Origin of the sequence: Actinomadura fulvescens (assembly GCF_039533225.1) — a bacterium.
Classification (GTDB): domain Bacteria; phylum Actinomycetota; class Actinomycetes; order Streptosporangiales; family Streptosporangiaceae; genus Spirillospora; species Spirillospora fulvescens.
In genome coordinates, this window is the sequence record NZ_BAAATD010000001.1 from 1,248,805 (window position 1) to 1,267,400 (window position 18,596).

Consider the following 18,596-nt stretch of genomic DNA (forward strand, 5'->3'; position numbering starts at 1 on the left):
GCCGCCATCGAGGTCGATCTCAGGCCGAGGCCGGAGCCGCCTCGTCGCGCGGCACGCGGGCCCGGGCCGGTGGCGCTCCGTGCGCCCTCAGCACACCTGCCAGCAGCGTCATCACCACGAGCACCGCCGTGATCATCGCGAAGGCCGCAGGGTACGAGGCGGCGTCCGCGACCCAGCCGGTGATGGCCGGCGCGGTCAGCACGGACAGATAGGTGATCGTGGCGACGCCCGCGACGCCCTCGGCCGGGGTCCGGCCGGCGTTGGCGGCGGCGACGAAGACCAGCGGCACGATGGCGGCGACGCCGAGCCCCATGAGCGCGAACCCCGCGATGCCGAGGGCGGGCGTCCGGGCGAGGACGACGAGCACGCCGCCCGCGGCGGCCGTGGCGCCACCGCAGCGCACGATGGCCACGGCCCCGAAGCGCCGGACGAACCGGTCGGCGACCAGGCGGGCGGACGCCATGGCCAGCATGAAGATCGTGTAGCTGGCGGCGGCCGTCCCGGGTCCGGCGTCGGTCACCTCGGTGAGATAGACGGCGGTCCAGTCGGCCGCGGCACCCTCGGCGAACGTCCCGCAGAACCCGACGGCGCCGATGGCCGCGATGGCCTTGGACGGCAGGACGAAGCGGCGCGGGGCCGCCGCCGCCTCGGCCTCCGTCTTCCCGGCGAACAACGAGCGCCCGCTCACCGCGCCCACGCCCAGCAGGACCAGGGCGGCCGTCCCGAGGTGCGCCCGCGCGTCGATCTCCAGGTGGGCGGCCAGCATGCCCGCCGCGCCACCCGCCAGGCTGCCGACGCACCACATCCCGTGCAGGCCCGACATGATCGAACGGCCGAGATGCCGTTCCAGCCGCACCGCCTGCGCGTTCATGACCACGTCGGACATGCCCGCGGTCAACCCGAACAGCAGCATCGCCCCGCACAGCCAGACGGGCGCCGGCGCGAGCGCGGGCAACGCCAGCACCGCGCACCACGCGGCCAGCAGGAGGCGGATGGCGAGCCGCTCTCCGAGGCGGTGCGCCAGCCGGCTGGCCATCGGCATTCCGGTCAGCGCGCCGATCGACGGGCAGAGGAGCGCGACGCCGAGCACGCCGGGGCTCAGGTCGAGCCGGTCCTGGATCCACGGGATGCGGGTGGCGAAGCTCCCCGCCACCGCGCCGTGGAGGGCGAAGACGAGGACGAGGGCACGATGGGGGCTCATGGCCACCGAAACTAACAGGCAGGCTTCCTGATGAAAAGAGCTATCAGGCAGGTTCCCTGACTATTATGTGCGGTGTGAAGACCGCCACCCCAGCCCTGGCCAGGGCGATCAACGATCGGCTGGCCCTCGACCTGCTGCTCGACAAGGGCCCGCTGACCGCCCCGCAGCTCCGCGCGCTCACGGGCCTGTCCCGCCCCACCGTGTCCGACCTCCTGGAACGCCTCCAGGGCGACGGGCTGGTCCAGGTCGCGGGCGAGTCGGGCGAGGTCCGCCGCGGCCCCAACGCGCGCCTCTACGGCCTCGTGGCCGACCGCGCCCACGTCGCCGGGGTGGACGTGCGCCGAGGCTCCGTGCACGTCACCGTCTCCGACATCACCGGGGGCATCGCCGGCACGATCACGAAGGTCGCCGAGCCGGACGATCTGGCGCCGTTCATCGCCGGCGCCGTGGTCGAGGCGGCGGCCGGGCGGGAACTGCACACGGTCGCGCTGGGCGTCCCCGGGCTGGTCGATCCGCGCACCGGGCTGACGACCGACAGCGGCCTGCCCGGCTGGCGGCCCGATCTCGCCGCCGCCGTCCGCGAGGCGCTGGCCGAGCGCGGCCCCGTTCCGGACCTCGTGCTGGAGAACGAGGTCAACCTCGCCACCGTCGCCGAGCACCGGCTCGGGTCGGCGGCCGGCCACGAGGACTTCGCCCTCCTCTGGGCCGACGACGGCGTCGGCGCCGGTGTCGTGCTGAACGGACGGCTGCGCCGCGGTGCCTCGGGCGGCGCCGGGGAGGTCGGGTTCCTGGACGCCGACGGCGTCGACTTCTGCGGCCTGATGGAGGCGCGCTTCACGCGGGGTCTGCCGCTGGAGGCGCTGGCCGACCGGCTCGCCAAGGGTGTGCTGCCCCTGGTAGCCGTCCTGGACCCCGGCCTGGTGGTGCTCGGCGGCACGACGGGCCGCGAGGGAGGAGGCGAGCTGGCGGCACTGGTGGCCGACCGTCTCGCCGCCCGCTCGCCCGCGCCCACCGCCGTCCGCCCGACCACCGTGGAGGGCAACGGCATCCTCCAGGGCGCCGTTCTCACCGCCCTGGACCGGACCCGGGACGCCATCTACGGCTGACGGCGTACCGCGCCTCAGCGGGAGTCGTCGTGGCTTTCGGCCTCCTGGACTCCTTCCTCGGTCGGCGGAAGCGTGTCGGGGTGGGGCTCGTCCACGCCGGGCGTGCCGGTGCCGCTGACGTCCCGAGGGCCGGGGCCGCCCTGCTGGCGGCCCCGGGCGTCGGCTCCCCGGTTGACCGGCGCGAACTCCTTGTCGTGGGTCTCCTCGGGCTCGTGGCCCAGATCCTCGCGATCACTCATGCCGAGCCCATACCCGGTGTGGTGCGCCCATAGCCGGTGGGACGCGGCCATGGGCGGTGGTCAGGCCGCCGCCTCGGCCACGATCAGGCGCGTGACCTCGGCGCGGAGCTCGTCGAGGTCGGCGCCCGACTCCACCAGCACCCGGACGGCCCGCGGGTCGCGGTCCTGGAGGATGCCCAGCAGCACGTGACCGGCGCCGATGTAGTTGTGCTTGAGCCGAAGCGCCTGCCGCAGGCTGAGCTCCAGGGACTTCTTGGCCGAGGGGCCGAACGGCAGATGCCGCTTGCCGGACGACCGGAACCGCCCTGGCGGCGCGTCCAGGGCTCCTTCGCCGAACGTCCGCTCCGTGGCCTGGCGTACGGCGTCCAGATCGATGCCCAGGGTGCGCAGGGCGTCGGGATCGAGCGGGTCGCCGTCGGCGTCCGCGGCGAGCCGTGCGACCGCCGCGCGCATCGCCGCCGCGTCCACTCCCTGGGCCCGCATCGCGGCGGCGGCGGGCCCGTCGCAGGCGATGAGGGCGAGCAGCAGATGCTCGGGACCGATCCGGTCGTGGCCGAGGCCGCGGGCCTCCTGCTGGGCGCCGGTCACGGCGTCCCGGGCCTGCTGGGTGAACCGTTCGAACATCCGTCAGCGCTCCTTCTTCAGTATCCGTCGGCCGCCACCGTGCTTCTTATGCACGGCCTGCCTGCTCACGCCGAGGCAGACCGCGATCTCCTGCCAGGACCAGCCCTGCTCGCGGGCGTTGGCCACCTGGAGCGTCTCCAGGCGCTCGGCCAGCTCGCGCAGTGCCCGTACGGCCCGCAGACCGATCGCCGGATCCCGGCTGCCCGCCTCCTGGGCGAGCTTCACTCCGTCGCTCATGGTGTCAATGTAGGTTGACAGTCGAGCGGTGTCAACCAGGGTTGACATCCTGGCCGGTGCGGCCGGGCGCCAGCAGCGTGGTGAGGAGATCGTCGAGGTTGATCACACCGGCCGGGGCGCCGTCGTGGCCGAGGACCAGGCCCAGGTGGCTGTGGTGGGCCCGCAGGGTGCTGACGGCCTCGCTCACCGGGGTCTCGACGCCGAGGGTGGGCACCGGGTGGCCGAGCTGCCCGGCCGGCGTACGACGGCCCCGCGCACGGGCGAGGTAGGCGTCGCGGACGTGGACCATGCGGGGCCGGCTCTGACGGCCGCCCGGGACGTGGCCCCGGCTCCGGAGCATGATCCGGGTGCGGCCGGTGCGGACCGAGGTGTCGATGACCTCCTGCGGCGTGGCGGACGGCGGGACCGAGACGATCTCGTCGACCGGCGTCAGCAGGTCTTCGAGCGAGGACTCCGGGGCCTCCAGGGCCGCCCTGAGCAGCCGGACGTCGGGCTCGTCGATGAGGCCCAGCCGCCGCGACTCCTCGACCAGGTCGCGCAGCTGCTCCGGCGTGCGCGACACGCTCAACGTGTCCTGCGGCGGCACGCCGATCGCCCGCAGCAGCAGGTTGGTGACGGTGTTGAGCGCGGCGAGCCCGGGGCGGACGAGCGTGGTGAACGCGCGGAACGGCGGGGCCAGCATCATGGCCGAACGTTCGGGACGGGCGATGGCCCACGACTTGGGCGCCATCTCGCCGATCACCATGTGCAGGAACGTGACCAGGGCCAGCGCGAGGACGAAGGCCACCGCGTGCGCGCCCGTCTCCGGCAGCCCGGCGGCGTGGAACACCGGTGTCAGCGTCTGGGCGATCACCGGCTCGGAGACCAGGCCCAGCCCCAGCGAGCACATCGTGATGCCCAGCTGGGCGCCCGCGAGCATCAGCGACAGCTCGCCGATGCCGGCGACGGCGGCCGCGGCGGCGCGGCTGCCCTCGGCGGCGGCGCGCTCCAGCCGTGGCCGCTTGGCCGCCACCAGCGCGAACTCCGCGGCCACGAAGAACCCGTTGCCGAGCAGCAGCAGGACGGTGAGCGGGACGCCGACGGAGAGGTTCACGCCTCCTCCCCGGTCTGGCTCTCGACCGACCGGACGCGGATCAGCTCCGGCACGTGCCGGTGGACGGTCAGCACCTCGATCGTGGCCTGCTGCGGCGGGTCGTCCAGCTGCCGGGGCGGCAGGTCCACCGTGACGCGGTCGCCCGGCTCGGCGATCCGGCCCAGCTGCTTGAGGACCAGGCCCGCGACGGTCTCGTAGTCGCCCTCGGGCAGGGCGATGCCGGTCTCGTGCGCGACCTCGTCCACGCGCAGTCCGGCGTCGGTCGTCCACCATTCGCCGCGCCGGACGGCCAGATCCTCCTCGACGTCGTTCTCGTCGGCGATCTCCCCGACCAGCTCCTCCGCGACGTCCTCCCAGGTGATCAGGCCCGCGAAGCCGCCGTACTCGTCCACCACGCAGGCCATCGCGCCGCTGTCGGCGCGCAGCCGCGTCACCAGATCCGGCAGCGGCAGCTTGCCCGGGACGAGCAGGGCGGGCCGCGCAAGGTCGCGCACCGGCGTGCGGCCGGACTCCTCGGGGGTGAGCCGGATCAGCTCCTCCAGCCCGACCGTGCCCACCACGTCGTCGACGCTGTCGCCGACGACCGGATAGCGCGTGTGCCCGTGGGCCGAGATGACCTCGCTGAGCTCGCTCGCCATGGCGGGCGCGGGGACGGTGACCACGTCCACGCGCGGCACCATGACCTCGTCGGCGGTGCGGTCGGAGAACGTCAGCGCGCGTTCCAGCAACTCGGTGTGGCCCTCCTTCAGGTACTCGCCGGACTCGCCGATGATGTGGCCCAGCTCCTCCAGCGTCGCGCCGTGGTGCAGCTCCTCCACCGGCTCGATGCCGACCGAGCGCAGCAGCCTGTTGGCGGCGGCGTCGAACAGCTTGATGAGCGGTGCCGCCAGCGTCATGTAGACCAGGGTGGAGGAGGCCAGCGCGCGGGCGAGCGGCTCGGCCCGGGCCAGCGCCAGGTTCTTGGGGAACAGCTCGCCCAGCACCATCTGGATGATGGTCGCCAGCGCGAAGCCGGCGGCCACCGCGATGCCGCCGACCGCGGCCGCCGGGACGCCGGCGGCGTCCAGCGGCGGCGCGATGAGGTCGGCGAGCGCGGGCTTGGCGATGAAGCCGACGACCAGCGCCGTCACCGTGATCCCGAGCTGGGCGCCCGACAACATGAACGACAGGCGTTCCATCACCCGCACGGCGCGGGCCGCGCGCCGGTCGCCGTCCTTGGCCTGGTGGTCCAGCGCGAGGCGGTCGGCGGTGACGTAGGCGAACTCCTGCGCCACGAAGTAGCCGGTGGCGGCGGTCAGCACCAGAACGGCCGCCAGCCCGAGCACGACGTTCACCTGGATTTCCTTCCCCATCCAAGATCTACTTATCCCGGATGTCCCACTGCACCGAGTGTGACGGTTATCGGGGCTCCCGCAGTGGAATGAATCCTGCGCGCCGGGTCCACACAGCGAAGGGGCGACGATGCCCAAGCCGTTCGCGTCCTCAGCCGATCTCTCTGACAAGACGCCGACCCTGGAGGTCCTCGCCGAGGGCGTGTACGCGCTCACCGCCGAGGGCGATCCCAATGTGGGGGCGATCGAGGGCGAGGACTTCGTCGTCTGCTTCGAGGCGCTGGCGACCCCGACCGCGGCCCGCGACTGGCTGGCCGTCCTGCGCGCCTACACCGGCAAGCCGATCCGCCATCTGGTGCTCTCGCACTACCACGCGGTGCGCACGCTCGGCGCGAGCGCGTTCGGCACCACGTCGATCATCGCGCACGACCGCACCCGCGCGCTCATCGCCGAACGCGGCAAGCAGGACTGGGAGTCGGAATTCGGCCGGATGCCCCGGCTGTTCAAGGACCCGGCGTCGGTCCCGGGGCTCACCTGGCCGACCGTCACGTTCAGCCGCACGCTCTCGATCGACCTGGGCGGCGACCGGGGCGAGCTGGACCTGGCGTACTGCGGGCGCGGTCACACCGAGGGCGACATCGTCGCCTGGCTGCCGCGGCAGCGGATCCTGTTCGCCGGCGACCTGGTGGAGACGCAGGCGGCGCTCTACACCGGCGACGCCTTCCACCGGGAATGGTCGACCGGCACCCTCGACCACGTCGCCGGGTTCCCCGCCGAGACGCTCGTCGGCGGCCGGGGCGCCGTCGCGCACGGCCGCGACGCGGTGCGGGCCGCCGTCGCCCAGACCCGCGGGTTCCTCACGGTGATGATCCGCGAGGTGGAGGCGGTCCGGGATCGGGGCGGCACGCTGAAGAACGCCTTCGAGGCGGTGCACCGGGCGCTGGAGCCCTCCTACGGCGGCTGGCCCATCTTCGAGCACTGCCTGCCGTTCGACGTCTCCCGGCTGTGGGACGAGCTCGACGGCGTCGAACGACCGCGCGTCTGGACCGCCGAGCGGGACCGCCGGGTGTGGTCCGAACTGCAGGGCTGAGCCGGTGCCGGCGATGGACCCGGTCGCCGTCATCGGCGCCGGCCCGGTGGGCCTGACCGCCGCCCTGCTGCTCGCCCGCTGGGGCCTTCCCGTCGTCGTCCTCGAACGCGAGCCCGCCCGCGCTCCCGAGGGCTCGCGGTCGATCTGCCAGCAGCGCGACGTGCTCGACATCTGGGCGTCGGTCGGCGCCGCGGCGATCGCGGAGGAAGGGCTCGCCTGGACCACCGCGCGCACGTACTACCGCGAGCGCGAGCTGTTCTCGTGGCGGTTCGCCGACACCGAGACGCTGCCGCCGTGCGTCAACATCTCCCAGACCCGCACGGAGGAGATCCTCGAAGAGCGCGTCGCGGCGCGCGGCGATCTCATCGAGCTCCGGCGCGGGCGGGAGGTGGTGGGGCTGGCGCAGGACGCCGGCGGCGTGACGCTCCGGTGCTCGACGGGGGAGGAGGTCAGGGCGTCGTACGTGGTGGCGTGCTCGGGGGCCCGTTCCGACGTTCTGCGGCGCGCGGTCGGCGTGGGCTTTCCCGGGGAGAGCTTCGACGACCGATTCCTCATCGTCGACCTGCGGGCAAAGCTGGCCGGATGGGAGCACGAGCGCCGGTTCTACTTCGACCCGCCGTGGAACCCGGGCCGCCAGGTGCTGATCCATCCCTGCCCCGGCTCGCGGTACCGCGTCGACTGGCAGGTGCCCCCCGGGTTCTCGCTGGCGGAGGAACGCGCGAGCGGCGGGCTCGACCGCCGGGTCCGGCAGATCATCGGGGACGGCCCGTACGAGACGTCGTGGGCGTCGGTGTACCGCTTCCATTCCCGGGTCGCCGAACGGATGCGGGTGGGGCGGGTCCTGCTCGCCGGGGACTGCGCGCACCTGTACGCCCCGTTCGGCGCGCGCGGTCTCAACTCCGGCGTTCCCGACGCCGAGAACGCCGCCTGGAAGATCGCGTTCGTGGCCCGCGGCTGGGCGCCGGACGACCTGCTGGCGACCTACCACGCCGAACGGCACGCCGCCGCCCTGGAGAACCTCGACGTCACCGCCGCCACCATGCGCTTCCTCGTCCCGCGGACCGACGCCGAACGGGAACGCCGACGCGCCGCGCTGGACCGGGCCGCGGCGGATCCCACGACCGCCGGGGCGATCGACTCCGGCCGCTTCGCCGAGCCGTTCTGGTACACCGGCTCGCCTCTCACCACTCCCGAGCCCACCCGCCCGCCGCCCACGGGCCGTCCGCCCAAGGGCGCGCCGCAGCCCCTGGCGCCGGGCGTCATCGTGCCCGACACCCGCGTCCAGATCGCGGGACGTCCCGAGGTCACCCGGCTGAGGGAGCTCCTGCGAGACGGCTTCACACTGCTGACCGGCAGCGAGGACGAGCGGCTCGTGGCCGCCGCCCGAACGGCCACCCCGGCGCCCGTCAACGTCGTGCGCCGCAAGGACCTCGGCGCCGACGCGGTCGTCGACCTGCGCCCCGGTGAGGCCTGGCTCATCCGTCCCGACGCGCATCTGGCCGCGATCTTTCCCGCGCCCGCGCCGCGCGAGGTCGCCGTCGCCCTCGGGCGAGCCTGTGCTCATCGGCGTCCCGGTGGACCGGAACGGACCAGAAGCCCACTATGAGAGGACGGTTCCTCTTCGGCGGGAGAGCCAATGAGCGACAGCGGTCCCCGGCCCGTCTTCGACCCGTCCGTTCCCACCCGCGAGCGCGACCTCCTCGCGGCCGAGCCCGGACGCCTCGTCGCCGCCCGCCTGCCCGCCCCGCGGGCTTCTCGTCCCGGTGCCGCCACCATCGCCGCCCGCGCCGTCTGGATCCCGGTCTTCGCGTTCTTCTACGGCGTGCTGCCGGGTGGCTGGTTCCGGGTGTTCTTCCTGGCCTCGCTGGACGACGACACGTTGCTGGACGGCGTGTTCCGGTGGGGCCGCACGGCACTGCTCGCGATGATGGCGATCCCGGCCGTGCAGATCCTGCTGATCCTCCTCGGCCAGGGCGAGGCGGCGGCGCTGCTCGCCGCCGCCGGCTTCACCGGGTGGACGATCGGCGCGATCCGGCACCTGCGCGAGCCGGCCTCGGCGCGGGCCGCACGCGACCACCACGGGCATTACCTGCTGCCCGCCGACTTCGACCGGCCCGCCGCCCAGCTGCTCGTGCGCGCGCAGCGGGCCGTCGACGCCGTGCTCGGCTCCGAGACCCACCGGGCCGGGCTCCTCGACGACGTCGACAACGCCGTGGTGCTGCCCCGGCAGGAGTGGGAGATCGCGTGGGCGCTGGCGGAGCACACCAAGCTGCGCCAGGAACGCAGGGACCAGCGCCCCGAGCGCCTCACGCCCCGCGTCCGCGCTCTGCTGGAGCCGCAGCGCCGCGCGATGGAGCTGTCCGTCCGCGCCATCACCGACCGCATCGAGGCTCTGGAGACCTACGCCCGCCGCGCGCACGACGCCGACGACGCCTACCACGAGTGGCAGGTCGTGGAACGGCTGCCCGAGCAGAACGCGCGCTACCGCGATCTCCTCGCGCGCACCGTCCGCCATGACCTGGCCCGCGAGGAGATCGGACGCCTGGCGGACGACGCCCAGCGTGCCGAGGCCGTCCTGCGCGACTCGGTGGGGACCGCCCTTCAGGCGGGCCGCGCCCTCACCCTCGGCTGAGCGCGAGACAGCCGCCGAACACGGGACGCCTCTGGCCCGGCTTATTGGACTCTGTGTAGAATTGGAGGGGAACCCCTGGGAGGCGTGCTCATGACGGAGACCACGGAGACGGACGCGAAAACGGAACAGGCCCGCCCCGACCACGAGGTGGTCATCGTCGGTGCGGGATTCGCCGGGATCGGCGCGGGCATCGCGCTGAAGGGCGCCGGCATCCACGACTTCGTGCTGCTGGAGCGCGCCGGCGACATCGGCGGAACGTGGCGCGACAACACCTACCCGGGCCTGTCGGTCGACATCCCCTCACCGACCTACTCGTTCGCGTTCGAGCCGAGGCCCACCTGGTCGCGGCTCTACGCCAAGGGGCCGGAGATCAAGGACTACGCCGACCACTGCGTCCGCAAGTACGGCATCATGCCGCACGTCCGCCTCGGCACCACGGTCGTGGCGGCGCGCTTCGACGAGGGCGCCGACCTCTGGCGGCTGGAGCTGGCCGGCGGCGGGACCGTCACCGGCCGCTACCTGCTGTCCTGCCAGGGAGCGCTGACCACCCCGAGCCACCCGGAGATCGACGGCCTGGCCGACTTCGCCGGGCACACGGTGCACACCGCCCGCTGGGACCACGACCACGACCTGACCGGCAGGCGCGTCGCCGTCATCGGCACCGGCGCGACCGCGCTCCAGGTCATCCCCGAGATCGCGGGACGCGTGGCCCACCTGGACGTCTACCAGCGCACCCCGATCTGGGTCTACCCCAAGATCGATCCGCGCCTGCCCCGCGGCGTCCAGGAGCTCTTCCGCCGGGTGCCCGCGACCCAGAAGGCCACCCGCTTCGTCACGACCACCGCCGTCGAGATCATCGTCACCGGCGTCGTCCACCACCGCCGGGTCCAGCCGCTGGTCAAGGCGGTCGAACGCAGGTGCCTGCGCCATCTGAAGCGCCAGGTCAAGGACCCGGAGACCCGGGAACGCCTCACCCCGCGCTACGGCTTCGGCTGCAAGCGCCCCTCGTTCTCCAACGACTACTGGCGCACGTTCAACCGCGCCAACGTCGACCTGGTGACCGACCGCATCGACCGGATCACCGAGACCGGCGTCCGCACCGTCGACGGCCGGGAACGCGAGATCGACACGCTCATCCTCGCCACCGGCTTCAAGGTGTTCGACATCTCCTTCCCCATCGTCGGCCGCGAGGGCGTCGAGCTGACCGCGTTCTGGAAGCAGTACCGGCGGCAGTCGTACGAGGGCGCCGCCGTGCCCGGGTTCCCCAACCTGTTCCTGGTGCCCGGTCCGTACGGCAACATCGGGCTGTCCTGGTTCCAGATGATCGACGCGCAGATCCGCCACGCCCTGCGCGTGATCGGCGAGGCGCGCAGCCGCGGCGTCACCCGCGCCGAGGTCAGCCGGCAGGCCCATGACCGTTACATGAGCTGGGTCGAGCGCCGCATGCCCCGCACCGTCTTCCTCAACGGCGACTGCGCGACCGCCAACAGCTACTACTTCGACGAGCACGGCGACGCTCCCTGGCAGCGCCCGTCCTCCGTCGTCGCCGCCCGCCGCCGCAGCCGTTCCTTCCCCCTGGACGACTACGACTACTCGACCCGGGTCAGCGCCGGCTGAAGATCCGCGCGGCCCCGGCCGCGACGGTCGCGGTGAGCACCCAGCCCGCGGCGACGAGCGCGTAGGACAGCCACTGGTGGGCACCCGCTGGGTTGAACGCGCGCTCCTGCCCGAGTTCGACGATCGGGATCAGCAGATCCAGTGCGTAGACCACGGGGTTGAAGTGCGGCGCCTCGTCGCGCTTCAGCGGCTCCGGCGGCGAGATCCCGTACACGACCCCGCCGGCCGTCAGGAGCACGCCGAGCCACAACAACGCCCGCCAGGGGCGGTAGCCGTACCCGGTCGTGATGTCCTGCAGGCGACTCCAAACCCGGAGGAGCCGGGTCTCCGTGGCCTGCCGGTGACGTTCCTTCGCGTACAGCACCTTGCGCGCGTCCGCGTTCTGGCCGGTCGCCGTGTAGTGGTTGGCCAGCTGCTCGTACGGCTGCGACTCGTACCCCTCGGGATTGCGCGTCAGCCACCGCAGCCGCTCGCGCGCGGGTAGCCGGGGCTCCAGCGCCTCGTATCGCGCACCGCTCAGGACGATCTCCTCCGGCCAGCGGTCGGGGTCGTCGCGGAGTACGCCGATCTGAGCGTGGGACAGGACGAGCCGGCCCTGGACGGGCTCACCCGGACGCAGGGTGAGCTCACCGGCCTGGAGTGCGTGCGCGTCGATCGCCTTCGGCCCGGACGGCGACAGCCGTATCTCGGTGAGGACGAGATGACCGCCTATCCGCGTGCGGCGCAGCCGGAGGCCGCCCTCCAAGGTGAGGCCGATGCAGATGACGTCCGCGCCGACCTCGGTGCGGGAGAGCCGCAGCGCGACACCGCCGGGATTACGCAACCGCGCACCGGCGACCATGATCCGGTTGTCGATCCGGCAGGCCCGGATCCTGACCTCACCGCCGGCCTGGACACGCCGGAGATCCGCCGAGGCCAGGCGCGCGTTGTCGATCTCCAGGACCGGCTTGTCCGGGGCGCTCGTGGGCAGCACCGCGTCGCGCAGGTCCACCACGCCGCTGACCTGCGTCCCGCGCATGCTGACCCGCCCCGCTCCGACCCGGAGGTCGCGCGCGGCGAAGTTTCCGATCGACGCCCGGTCCAGGTTGAGGGCCGTGCCCTCACCCGGATGGTCCAGACGCGCACCGTCCATGGTCAGGTTGGCCCGGAGGTCGGCGCCGACCAGCCGGATCCTGCCCTCGGCCGCGAAGCCGTCCCAGCAGAAGACACCGCCCTCGACCGTCAGGCCGCCCAGACCCATCGCGACGCCGCCAGGGTTGGTCATCCGGGCGCCGCCCAGGTGCAGGCTGCCGCCGATGTGCGCGTTGTGCGCGCGGAACTCCCCGTGTACCTCCAGGTTCCTGGCGTCCAGCCGCCCCTCCACGGTCAGCTTGTCGGCCAGCACCGGGCCGAGGCGTGTCCCGCTCATCCGCAGCGGGCCGCCGATGTGCGCCCCGTCCAGCCACAGGCCCCGCTCGATCTGCGAGCCGTCCAGGGTGAGCAGACCGTTCAGCTGGAGCCGTGAGCAGACGAGCTCCGGAAGCCGGCAATGCTCGATCCGCAGCGTCCGCAGGGTGGAGTCGACGAACTGCGCCGCGTCGTCGAAGTCGCAATCCACACAATGCAGCCCGACATCGGCCGTGGCGCCCTTCAACCGAAGACGACCGGTGACCCGCGCGCCGCGCAACCAGATGCCGGAGGCGTAGCCGGGGCGCGGCGGCACGGCGCCGAGGAGCAACGCGGCGAGGACCTCGCCGCGTACCTCGGCCCTGTCCAGCTCGACCCGTTCGCCGACGGGGAAGGCCTGCCACACCAACCGTTCGGCTTCGTTCAAACCGTTCTCATCCACCAAGAAAAGGACGTCCACCCATCGGCTGTGGTTCCGTCCTTGCCATGGAAGCGATGAGTGCTGAGCAGTTGGTGGACCTGCTCCTGGCGCCGCCCGAGCGCCCCGGGCCGTTCAGGCTGCGGGGAGCGCACATCACGGGCGCACTGGACCTGGAGGCCTGCACGCTGGACCGCCCCCTGGCGTTCGAGGACTGTGTCTTCGAGGAGGCGCCCAACTTCGACGAGGTCACCGCGCCCGCCCTCCGGCTGCCCGGCTGCCGCGTGCCGGGCCTGTCCGCGCAGCAACTGCGGACCACGGGGAACGTGGAGCTCAACAAGGGCTTCGTGGCCGAAGGCGTGGTCGACCTGCTGGGCGCCCACATCGGAGGGAAGCTCTCGCTGACGGGGTCGCGCCTGTCCAACGCGGGCGGAGTCGCCCTGAACGCGGACCGGCTCATCGTCGAGCAGGGAATGTTCTGCTGGGAGGGTTTCGTCGCCGAAGGCGAGATGCGTCTGCTGGGCGCCCGCATCGACGGGCAGCTCTCGCTCAGCGGGGCGCGGCTGTCCAACCCCGGCGGGAACGCGCTGATGGCGAACTGGCTCTCGGTCGCGCAGTACATGCTCTGCAAGAACGGATTCAGCGCCGAGGGAAGGGTCAGCCTCGCCGGTGCCAAGGTCGGGCACCTTGACCTGTCGACCGCGGTGCTGAGGAATCCGGGCGGGCCTGCCTTGAACGGCTCCTCGCTGACGGTCGAGCAGGATCTCGTCTGTGCCTTCGAGAGCGCGGGGGAGGTCCAGCTCGCGGGGGCCAAGATCGGCGGGAATCTCGTCCTCGACGGCGCACGGCTCACCAACCCGGGCCGGTCGGCGCTCAGGGCGGACGGGCTCGTCGTCGAACGTTCGCTGTTCTGCCGGGGCGGCTTCGCGGCGGAGGGCGAGCTGCGGCTGATCGGCGCGCGCGTGGGCGGTGTCTGCGACCTGACGGGCGCGCGGCTGGCCAACCCCGGTGGCCGTGCGCTCTACGCCATCCGGCTGGAGGTCGGCGGCGACCTGATGTGCCGGAACGGGTTCGCCGCGGCGGGGGAGATCCGTCTGAACGGCGCGCATGTCGGCGGGCAGCTCGAGTTCACCGGCGCGACGTTGTCCCATCCGGGCGGGCACGCGCTCGGAGGGCTCGGCATGACCGTCGATCAGCATCTGTTCTTCCGGGACGGGTTCGTGGCCGAAGGCGAGCTCTACCTGACCGGTACGCGGGTGGGAGGCCGCCTCTCGTTCATCGACGCGGAGCTGTCCAACCCGCGGGGCCATGCCGTGAGTCTGGAGGCGGTCCGTGCCCGCGCCCTGGTCATGCGGTTCGGGCGGGCTCCGGCCGGGACGATCGACCTCACCAACGTCCAGGTCGAGAGCCTCCGTGACGACGCCGAGAGCTGGCCGGCCTCGCGCGTCACCCTGCGCGGCTTCGCGTTCGACAGGCTCGAACACGACGAGATCGACGTACGGACACGGCTGAGGCGGCTGGCCCGGCACCCGGACGGATACGTGCCTCAGCCGTACGACCAGCTCGCGGCGGCCTATCGGCGGGACGGACGGGAGGAAGCGGCCCGGCGGGTCGCCATCGCCAAGCACTGGCACCGGCGCAAGGTGCTCGGCCCGTTCGGGAGGCTGGCCAACTGGATGCTCTACCTGACCGTCGGCTACGGCTACAGGACCTGGCTGGCCGCGGTGTGGCTGGCGGGGCTCCTCGCGCTGGGCAGCCTCGTCTTCGCGCGGGCCGAGATGGGCCGGGCCGATCCGAAGGGCCCGGCCTTCCACGCGTTCGCCTACACCCTCGACGTGCTGCTGCCGATCGTGGACCTCGGCCAGCAGAAGGCCTGGAACCCTGGGGGAGCGGCCGTCTACTGGTCGTGGGCGCTGATCGCCGCGGGCTGGATCCTGACGACGGCCGTGGTGGCGGGCCTGACCGGGATCATCAAGCGTGACTGACCGGCCTGCGGGAAATCCGGCCTGGTCAAAGGAAAATTGGGTTGCTTCGGCCACGGGGGGCTCGCTTACCGTGGAGAGCATGGGTGATCTTGAGATCCGTACGGTGCCGGAGTCCGAGCTGGACCAGATGCTCGACCTCGCCGAAGTGGTGTTCCACTTCCGCACCGAGGACGACCAGCGGGACCGCAACCTGTGGATACCGCGCAGGTCGGAGCGGATCGGCGCCTACGACGGGAACACGCTGGTCGGGCAGCTGGGGGCGCTGCCGATGAGGCTGGCCGTGCCCGGCGCGTTCCCGGAGTGCTCGGCGATCACGTTCGTCGGCGTGCTGCCGACGCACCGGCGCCGGGGCGTGCTCACCGCCATGATCGAACGCATGCACGCCGACGCGGTCGAGGCGCGGCGTCCGGTGGCGGCACTGTGGGCGTCGCAGGCGGGCATCTACGGGCGGTACGGCTTCGGCCTGGCCGACCGTTCCCTCACCCTGGAGGTCGACAGCTCCCGGCCGCTGGCGCTGCGCGTCGAGCCCGACCCGCGCCCGCTCCGGCTGATCGGGCGCGACGAGGCGGCCGAGGTGCTCGGGCCTATCCACGCCCGGGCCATCGAGCGGCGGCCCGGCGGCCTCGTCCGGGACGCCGAATGGTGGGAGAAGGCGATCGTGCCCAAGGTGGACGAGCACCACCAGGAGTACAGCGTGCCCCGGATCGCGGTGATGGAGGGCGACCCCGGCGGCTATGCGGTCTACCGGACGCGGGGCGACGATTCCGGCGCGTCCGGGATCGTCCGGCTCGACGAGCTGGAGGCCGACACCCCGGCGGTCGAGGCCGCGCTGTGGGCCTACCTGGCCGCGATCGACCTGACCGACCGGATCCAGGCGCACAGCAGGCCGGTCGACGACCTGCTCCCGCTGCTGGCCGCCGACCCCGACCAGGTCGTGATCAAGGGCGACTGGGGCGCGCTCTGGCTGCGGCTGATCGACGTTCCGGCCGCGCTGCGGCTGCGGAGCTGGGCGGCTGAGGAAAGCCTGGTGATCGAGGTCAGGGACGCCAGGCTGCCCGCGAACGACGGACGCTGGCGGCTGACGACCGGCGCCACGGCGGAGTGCGAGGCCACTTCGGACGAGCCCGACCTCACGTTCGGCGTGTCCGAGCTGGGCTCGGTCTACCTCGGCGGTACGCAGGTACGGCGGCTCGTACGCGCGGGGCTCGTCACCGAGCACACGCCCGGAGCGGCCCACCGGTTCGACGCCGCGCTGGAGGTCCCGCTGGCCCCGCACACCAACGACGACTTCTAGGACCGCTTGACCTTCACCCTTGGGCAGGCCCCAGCCTCGGAAGCACGCGACGAGGAGGATGAGCACGTGCTGACGATCGGGGCGTTCGCCAAGGCCTCACGCCTTTCTCCGAAGGCTCTGCGGCTCTACGACGAGCTCGGGCTGCTGACGCCCGCCCGCGTCGATCCCGTGACGGGCTACCGGCTGTACGACCCGGCGCAGCTCGAACGGGCCCGGCTGGTGGCGTGGCTGCGGCGGCTCGGCATGCCGCTGGCCCGCATCCGGCAGGTGTGCGACCTGGAACCGGCCGCCGCCGCCCGGGAGGTACGGGCCTTCTGGGCACAGGTCGAGGCCGACACCGAGGCGCGCCGGGAGCTCGCCCGATTCCTCGTCGACCACCTTTCCGAGGAGGAATCGGCCATGTCCAACGTCCCGATGGGAATCCGCTACGCCGCGCTGTCCGACACGGGCCTGGTCCGCGAGAGCAACCAGGACGCGGCGTACGCGGGAACGCGCCTGCTCGCCGTCGCCGACGGCTACGGGAGCGCCGGCGGCCCGGCCAGCGCCGCCGCGATCGAGGCGCTCCGGCACCTCGACGCCGACGGGCTCCCGGCGGGCAACCTGCTCAACGTCCTGGAGGAGGCCGTGCACGAGGCCGGCCGGGCCGTCCACCACGTCGCCGGCGACGACGCCGGGACGACGCTGACCGCCATGCTCTGGACCGGCTCGCGGCTGGCCCTCGTCCACATCGGGGACTCGCGCGCCTATCTGCTGCGCGGCGGCGAGCTCTTCCAGATCACCCACGACCACACGTTCGTGCAGTCGATGCTCGACGAGGGGCGCATCAGCCCGGAGGAGGCGACGGCGCATCCGCAGCGGTCGATGCTGCTGCGCGCGCTGTCCGGCGGAGCGGGCGCGACGCCCGACATCCGCCTGCACGATGTCCGGCTCGGTGATCGGTATCTGCTGTGCTCCGACGGCCTCTCGGCGGTCGTGGCGGCCGGGAGCGTGCACGAGGTGCTGGCCGCCGGGGCAGATCCCGAACGGACGGCCCGCGAGCTGGTCGACCTGGCCAACCGTTCGGGCGGGCCGGACAACGTGAGCTGCGTCGTCGCGGACGTGGTCGCGGAGTAGCCGCCCGTCCCCGGGCTCTTGAAGATCGGGAGATGGGTAGGAGTCCCTCGGAGGCTTCAGCGGAGGGAGTGGCGATGGCGGATCGGCGAGGGCGAGTGTTTCGTCCGTTCGTGCGGCCTTCCTCCCGTTCTGTCAAGGGGGAGTCGCCCGACGAGGCGCCGCCGGAACAGTCCATGGCGCCTCGTCCGGGCGGCCACGAACCGGACGGCGAGGGCGTCGTCGACGCCGCCATCTACGTCAAGGGCGTCCGCGCCGAGTCGCCCGCGACCCTCGCCGACACCTACCAGTGCCTGCGGCAGACCGAGGGCGGCATGGCCTGGATCGGGCTCTATCGCCCGTCCGAGCCGCAGCTGGTGTCGCTGGCCGAGGAGTTCGGGCTGCACGAGCTGGCCGTCGAGGACGCGATCGTGGCCCACCAGCGGCCGAAGCTCGAACGGTACGGGGACACGCTGTTCGTGGTGCTGCGCGCGGCCCGCTACCTGGACGAGGTCGAGGAGGTCGACTTCGGCGAGCTGCACATCTTCGTCGGCAAGGACTTCGTGCTGACCGTACGCCACAGCGAGTCCCCGAACCTGGCCGTGGTGCGCAAGCGTCTGGAGGAGACGCCCGAGCTCCTCGCCAGGGGCCCGGAGGCGGTGCTCTACGCGATCCTGGACGCGGTCGTGGACGAGTACGCGCCGGTGGTCGCCGGGCTGCAGAACGACATCGACGAGATCGAGACCGAGGTCTTCCGGGGCGATCCGCAGGTGTCGCGGCGCATCTACGAGCTGTCCCGCGAGGTGATCGAGTTCCAGCGGGCGACGCGCCCGCTGGCGCAGATCCTCGGCGCGCTGTCGGCGGGCTTCGAGAAGTACGAGGTGGACGACGAGCTCCGCCGCTACCTGCGCGACGTCGCCGACCACGCGACCACCGTGATGGAACGCGTGGACGGCTTCCGCCAGAACCTGCAGGACATCCTGACCGTCAACGCGACCCTCGTCGGGCAGGCCCAGAACGAGGAGATGAAGAACCTCGCCGAGGCCAGCAACGCCCAGAACGAGGAGGTCAAGAAGATCTCCGCGTGGGCCGCCATCCTGTTCGCGCCGACGCTGATCGGAACGATCTACGGGATGAACTTCGACCACATGCCGGAGACGCACTGGACGCTCGGCTATCCGCTCGCGCTGCTGCTGATGGCCGCGACCTGCGCCGTCCTCTACCAGGTCTTCAAGCGCCGCGACTGGCTCTGAC

General features: G+C 72.6%; 16 protein-coding genes. 9 read left to right on the top strand and 7 right to left on the bottom strand.

What is annotated here, in order from left to right:
* Window positions 1–19: 19 nt before the first annotated feature.
* A complete protein-coding gene (locus ABD333_RS05870; protein WP_344538362.1) occupies window positions 20–1,201 on the bottom strand; it encodes an MFS transporter in 1,182 nt (393 codons plus the stop codon).
* A gap of 74 nt (window positions 1,202–1,275) precedes the next feature.
* Between ABD333_RS05870 and ABD333_RS05875 the strand changes: the two genes are divergently transcribed.
* A complete protein-coding gene (locus ABD333_RS05875) occupies window positions 1,276–2,307 on the top strand; it encodes an ROK family transcriptional regulator (RefSeq protein WP_344538364.1) in 1,032 nt (343 codons plus the stop codon).
* Between the two features lie 14 nt (window positions 2,308–2,321).
* On the opposite strand, the gene ABD333_RS05880 is transcribed toward ABD333_RS05875, so the two are convergent.
* From ABD333_RS05880 to ABD333_RS05900, 5 genes are read right to left on the bottom strand one after another with little or no spacing between them, the layout of a single operon-like run.
* A complete protein-coding gene (locus ABD333_RS05880; protein ID WP_344538366.1) occupies window positions 2,322–2,546 on the bottom strand; it encodes a hypothetical protein in 225 nt (74 codons plus the stop codon).
* Between the two features lie 60 nt (window positions 2,547–2,606).
* Complete coding sequence (locus ABD333_RS05885) at window positions 2,607–3,170, bottom strand: Clp protease N-terminal domain-containing protein (RefSeq protein WP_344538368.1); 564 nt, start codon at window positions 3,168–3,170, stop codon at window positions 2,607–2,609.
* A gap of 3 nt (window positions 3,171–3,173) precedes the next feature.
* Window positions 3,174–3,407, bottom strand: a complete 234-nt coding sequence (locus ABD333_RS05890; RefSeq protein WP_344538370.1) for a helix-turn-helix domain-containing protein — start codon at window positions 3,405–3,407, stop codon at window positions 3,174–3,176.
* 31 nt (window positions 3,408–3,438) lie between these two features.
* Window positions 3,439–4,500: a hemolysin family protein gene (locus ABD333_RS05895; RefSeq protein WP_344538372.1), complete on the bottom strand. Its 1,062-nt coding sequence runs from the start codon at window positions 4,498–4,500 to the stop codon at window positions 3,439–3,441.
* Window positions 4,497–5,852: a hemolysin family protein gene (locus tag ABD333_RS05900; protein ID WP_344538374.1), complete on the bottom strand. Its 1,356-nt coding sequence runs from the start codon at window positions 5,850–5,852 to the stop codon at window positions 4,497–4,499. The genes ABD333_RS05895 and ABD333_RS05900 overlap by 4 nt, the downstream gene beginning before the upstream one ends.
* Before the next feature lie 109 nt (window positions 5,853–5,961).
* On the opposite strand from ABD333_RS05900, the gene ABD333_RS05905 reads away from it, so the two are divergent.
* The 4 genes from ABD333_RS05905 to ABD333_RS05920 all read left to right on the top strand — a co-directional run bounded on the left by ABD333_RS05905 (window position 5,962) and on the right by ABD333_RS05920 (window position 11,170).
* Complete coding sequence (locus ABD333_RS05905; RefSeq protein ID WP_344538375.1) at window positions 5,962–6,921, top strand: MBL fold metallo-hydrolase; 960 nt, start codon at window positions 5,962–5,964, stop codon at window positions 6,919–6,921.
* 13 nt (window positions 6,922–6,934) lie between these two features.
* Window positions 6,935–8,527 carry an FAD-dependent monooxygenase gene (locus tag ABD333_RS05910; RefSeq protein ID WP_344538377.1) on the top strand — a complete coding sequence of 531 codons (1,593 nt, stop codon included), beginning with the start codon at window positions 6,935–6,937 and terminating at the stop codon, window positions 8,525–8,527.
* 30 nt (window positions 8,528–8,557) lie between these two features.
* Window positions 8,558–9,553 (top strand): hypothetical protein, encoded by a 996-nt coding sequence (locus ABD333_RS05915; protein ID WP_344538378.1) that lies wholly within the window; start codon window positions 8,558–8,560, stop codon window positions 9,551–9,553.
* Window positions 9,554–9,643: 90 nt separating this feature from the next.
* Window positions 9,644–11,170 carry a flavin-containing monooxygenase gene (locus ABD333_RS05920; RefSeq protein ID WP_344538380.1) on the top strand — a complete coding sequence of 509 codons (1,527 nt, stop codon included), beginning with the start codon at window positions 9,644–9,646 and terminating at the stop codon, window positions 11,168–11,170.
* Here the strand turns inward: ABD333_RS05920 and ABD333_RS05925 are convergent.
* The gene (locus ABD333_RS05925; RefSeq protein WP_344538382.1) at window positions 11,157–12,983 is read right to left on the bottom strand and encodes a translocation/assembly module TamB domain-containing protein; all 1,827 of its coding nucleotides are present in this window, start codon (window positions 12,981–12,983) and stop codon (window positions 11,157–11,159) included. The two genes, ABD333_RS05920 and ABD333_RS05925, sit on opposite strands and share 14 nt — an antisense overlap.
* 68 nt (window positions 12,984–13,051) lie before the next feature.
* Between ABD333_RS05925 and ABD333_RS05930 the strand changes: the two genes are divergently transcribed.
* The 4 genes from ABD333_RS05930 to ABD333_RS05945 all read left to right on the top strand — a co-directional run bounded on the left by ABD333_RS05930 (window position 13,052) and on the right by ABD333_RS05945 (window position 18,595).
* Entirely contained in the window at window positions 13,052–14,959 is a 1,908-nt protein-coding gene (locus tag ABD333_RS05930; protein WP_344538383.1) for a hypothetical protein, read from the top strand.
* A gap of 79 nt (window positions 14,960–15,038) precedes the next feature.
* Complete coding sequence (locus tag ABD333_RS05935; RefSeq protein ID WP_344538385.1) at window positions 15,039–16,253, top strand: GNAT family N-acetyltransferase; 1,215 nt, start codon at window positions 15,039–15,041, stop codon at window positions 16,251–16,253.
* A 66-nt stretch (window positions 16,254–16,319) separates the two neighbouring features.
* Entirely contained in the window at window positions 16,320–17,366 is a 1,047-nt protein-coding gene (locus tag ABD333_RS05940; RefSeq protein ID WP_344538387.1) for a MerR family transcriptional regulator, read from the top strand.
* Window positions 17,367–17,539: 173 nt separating this feature from the next.
* Window positions 17,540–18,595, top strand: coding sequence for a magnesium and cobalt transport protein CorA (locus ABD333_RS05945; RefSeq protein WP_344538388.1), 1,056 nt, complete (start codon window positions 17,540–17,542; stop codon window positions 18,593–18,595).
* Window position 18,596 lies beyond the last annotated feature (1 nt).

Coding starts and splice junctions, on each gene's coding strand:
- ABD333_RS05870 (WP_344538362.1), bottom strand. CDS start 1,201: ATGAGCCCCCATCGTGCCCTCGTCCTCGTCTTCGCCCTCCACGGCGCG.
- ABD333_RS05880 (WP_344538366.1), bottom strand. CDS start 2,546: ATGAGTGATCGCGAGGATCTGGGCCACGAGCCCGAGGAGACCCACGAC.
- ABD333_RS05885 (WP_344538368.1), bottom strand. CDS start 3,170: ATGTTCGAACGGTTCACCCAGCAGGCCCGGGACGCCGTGACCGGCGCC.
- ABD333_RS05890 (WP_344538370.1), bottom strand. CDS start 3,407: ATGAGCGACGGAGTGAAGCTCGCCCAGGAGGCGGGCAGCCGGGATCCG.
- ABD333_RS05900 (WP_344538374.1), bottom strand. CDS start 5,852: ATGGGGAAGGAAATCCAGGTGAACGTCGTGCTCGGGCTGGCGGCCGTT.
- ABD333_RS05905 (WP_344538375.1), top strand. CDS start 5,962: ATGCCCAAGCCGTTCGCGTCCTCAGCCGATCTCTCTGACAAGACGCCG.
- ABD333_RS05910 (WP_344538377.1), top strand. CDS start 6,935: ATGGACCCGGTCGCCGTCATCGGCGCCGGCCCGGTGGGCCTGACCGCC.
- ABD333_RS05915 (WP_344538378.1), top strand. CDS start 8,558: ATGAGCGACAGCGGTCCCCGGCCCGTCTTCGACCCGTCCGTTCCCACC.
- ABD333_RS05920 (WP_344538380.1), top strand. CDS start 9,644: ATGACGGAGACCACGGAGACGGACGCGAAAACGGAACAGGCCCGCCCC.
- ABD333_RS05930 (WP_344538383.1), top strand. CDS start 13,052: ATGAGTGCTGAGCAGTTGGTGGACCTGCTCCTGGCGCCGCCCGAGCGC.
- ABD333_RS05935 (WP_344538385.1), top strand. CDS start 15,039: ATGGGTGATCTTGAGATCCGTACGGTGCCGGAGTCCGAGCTGGACCAG.
- ABD333_RS05945 (WP_344538388.1), top strand. CDS start 17,540: ATGGCGCCTCGTCCGGGCGGCCACGAACCGGACGGCGAGGGCGTCGTC.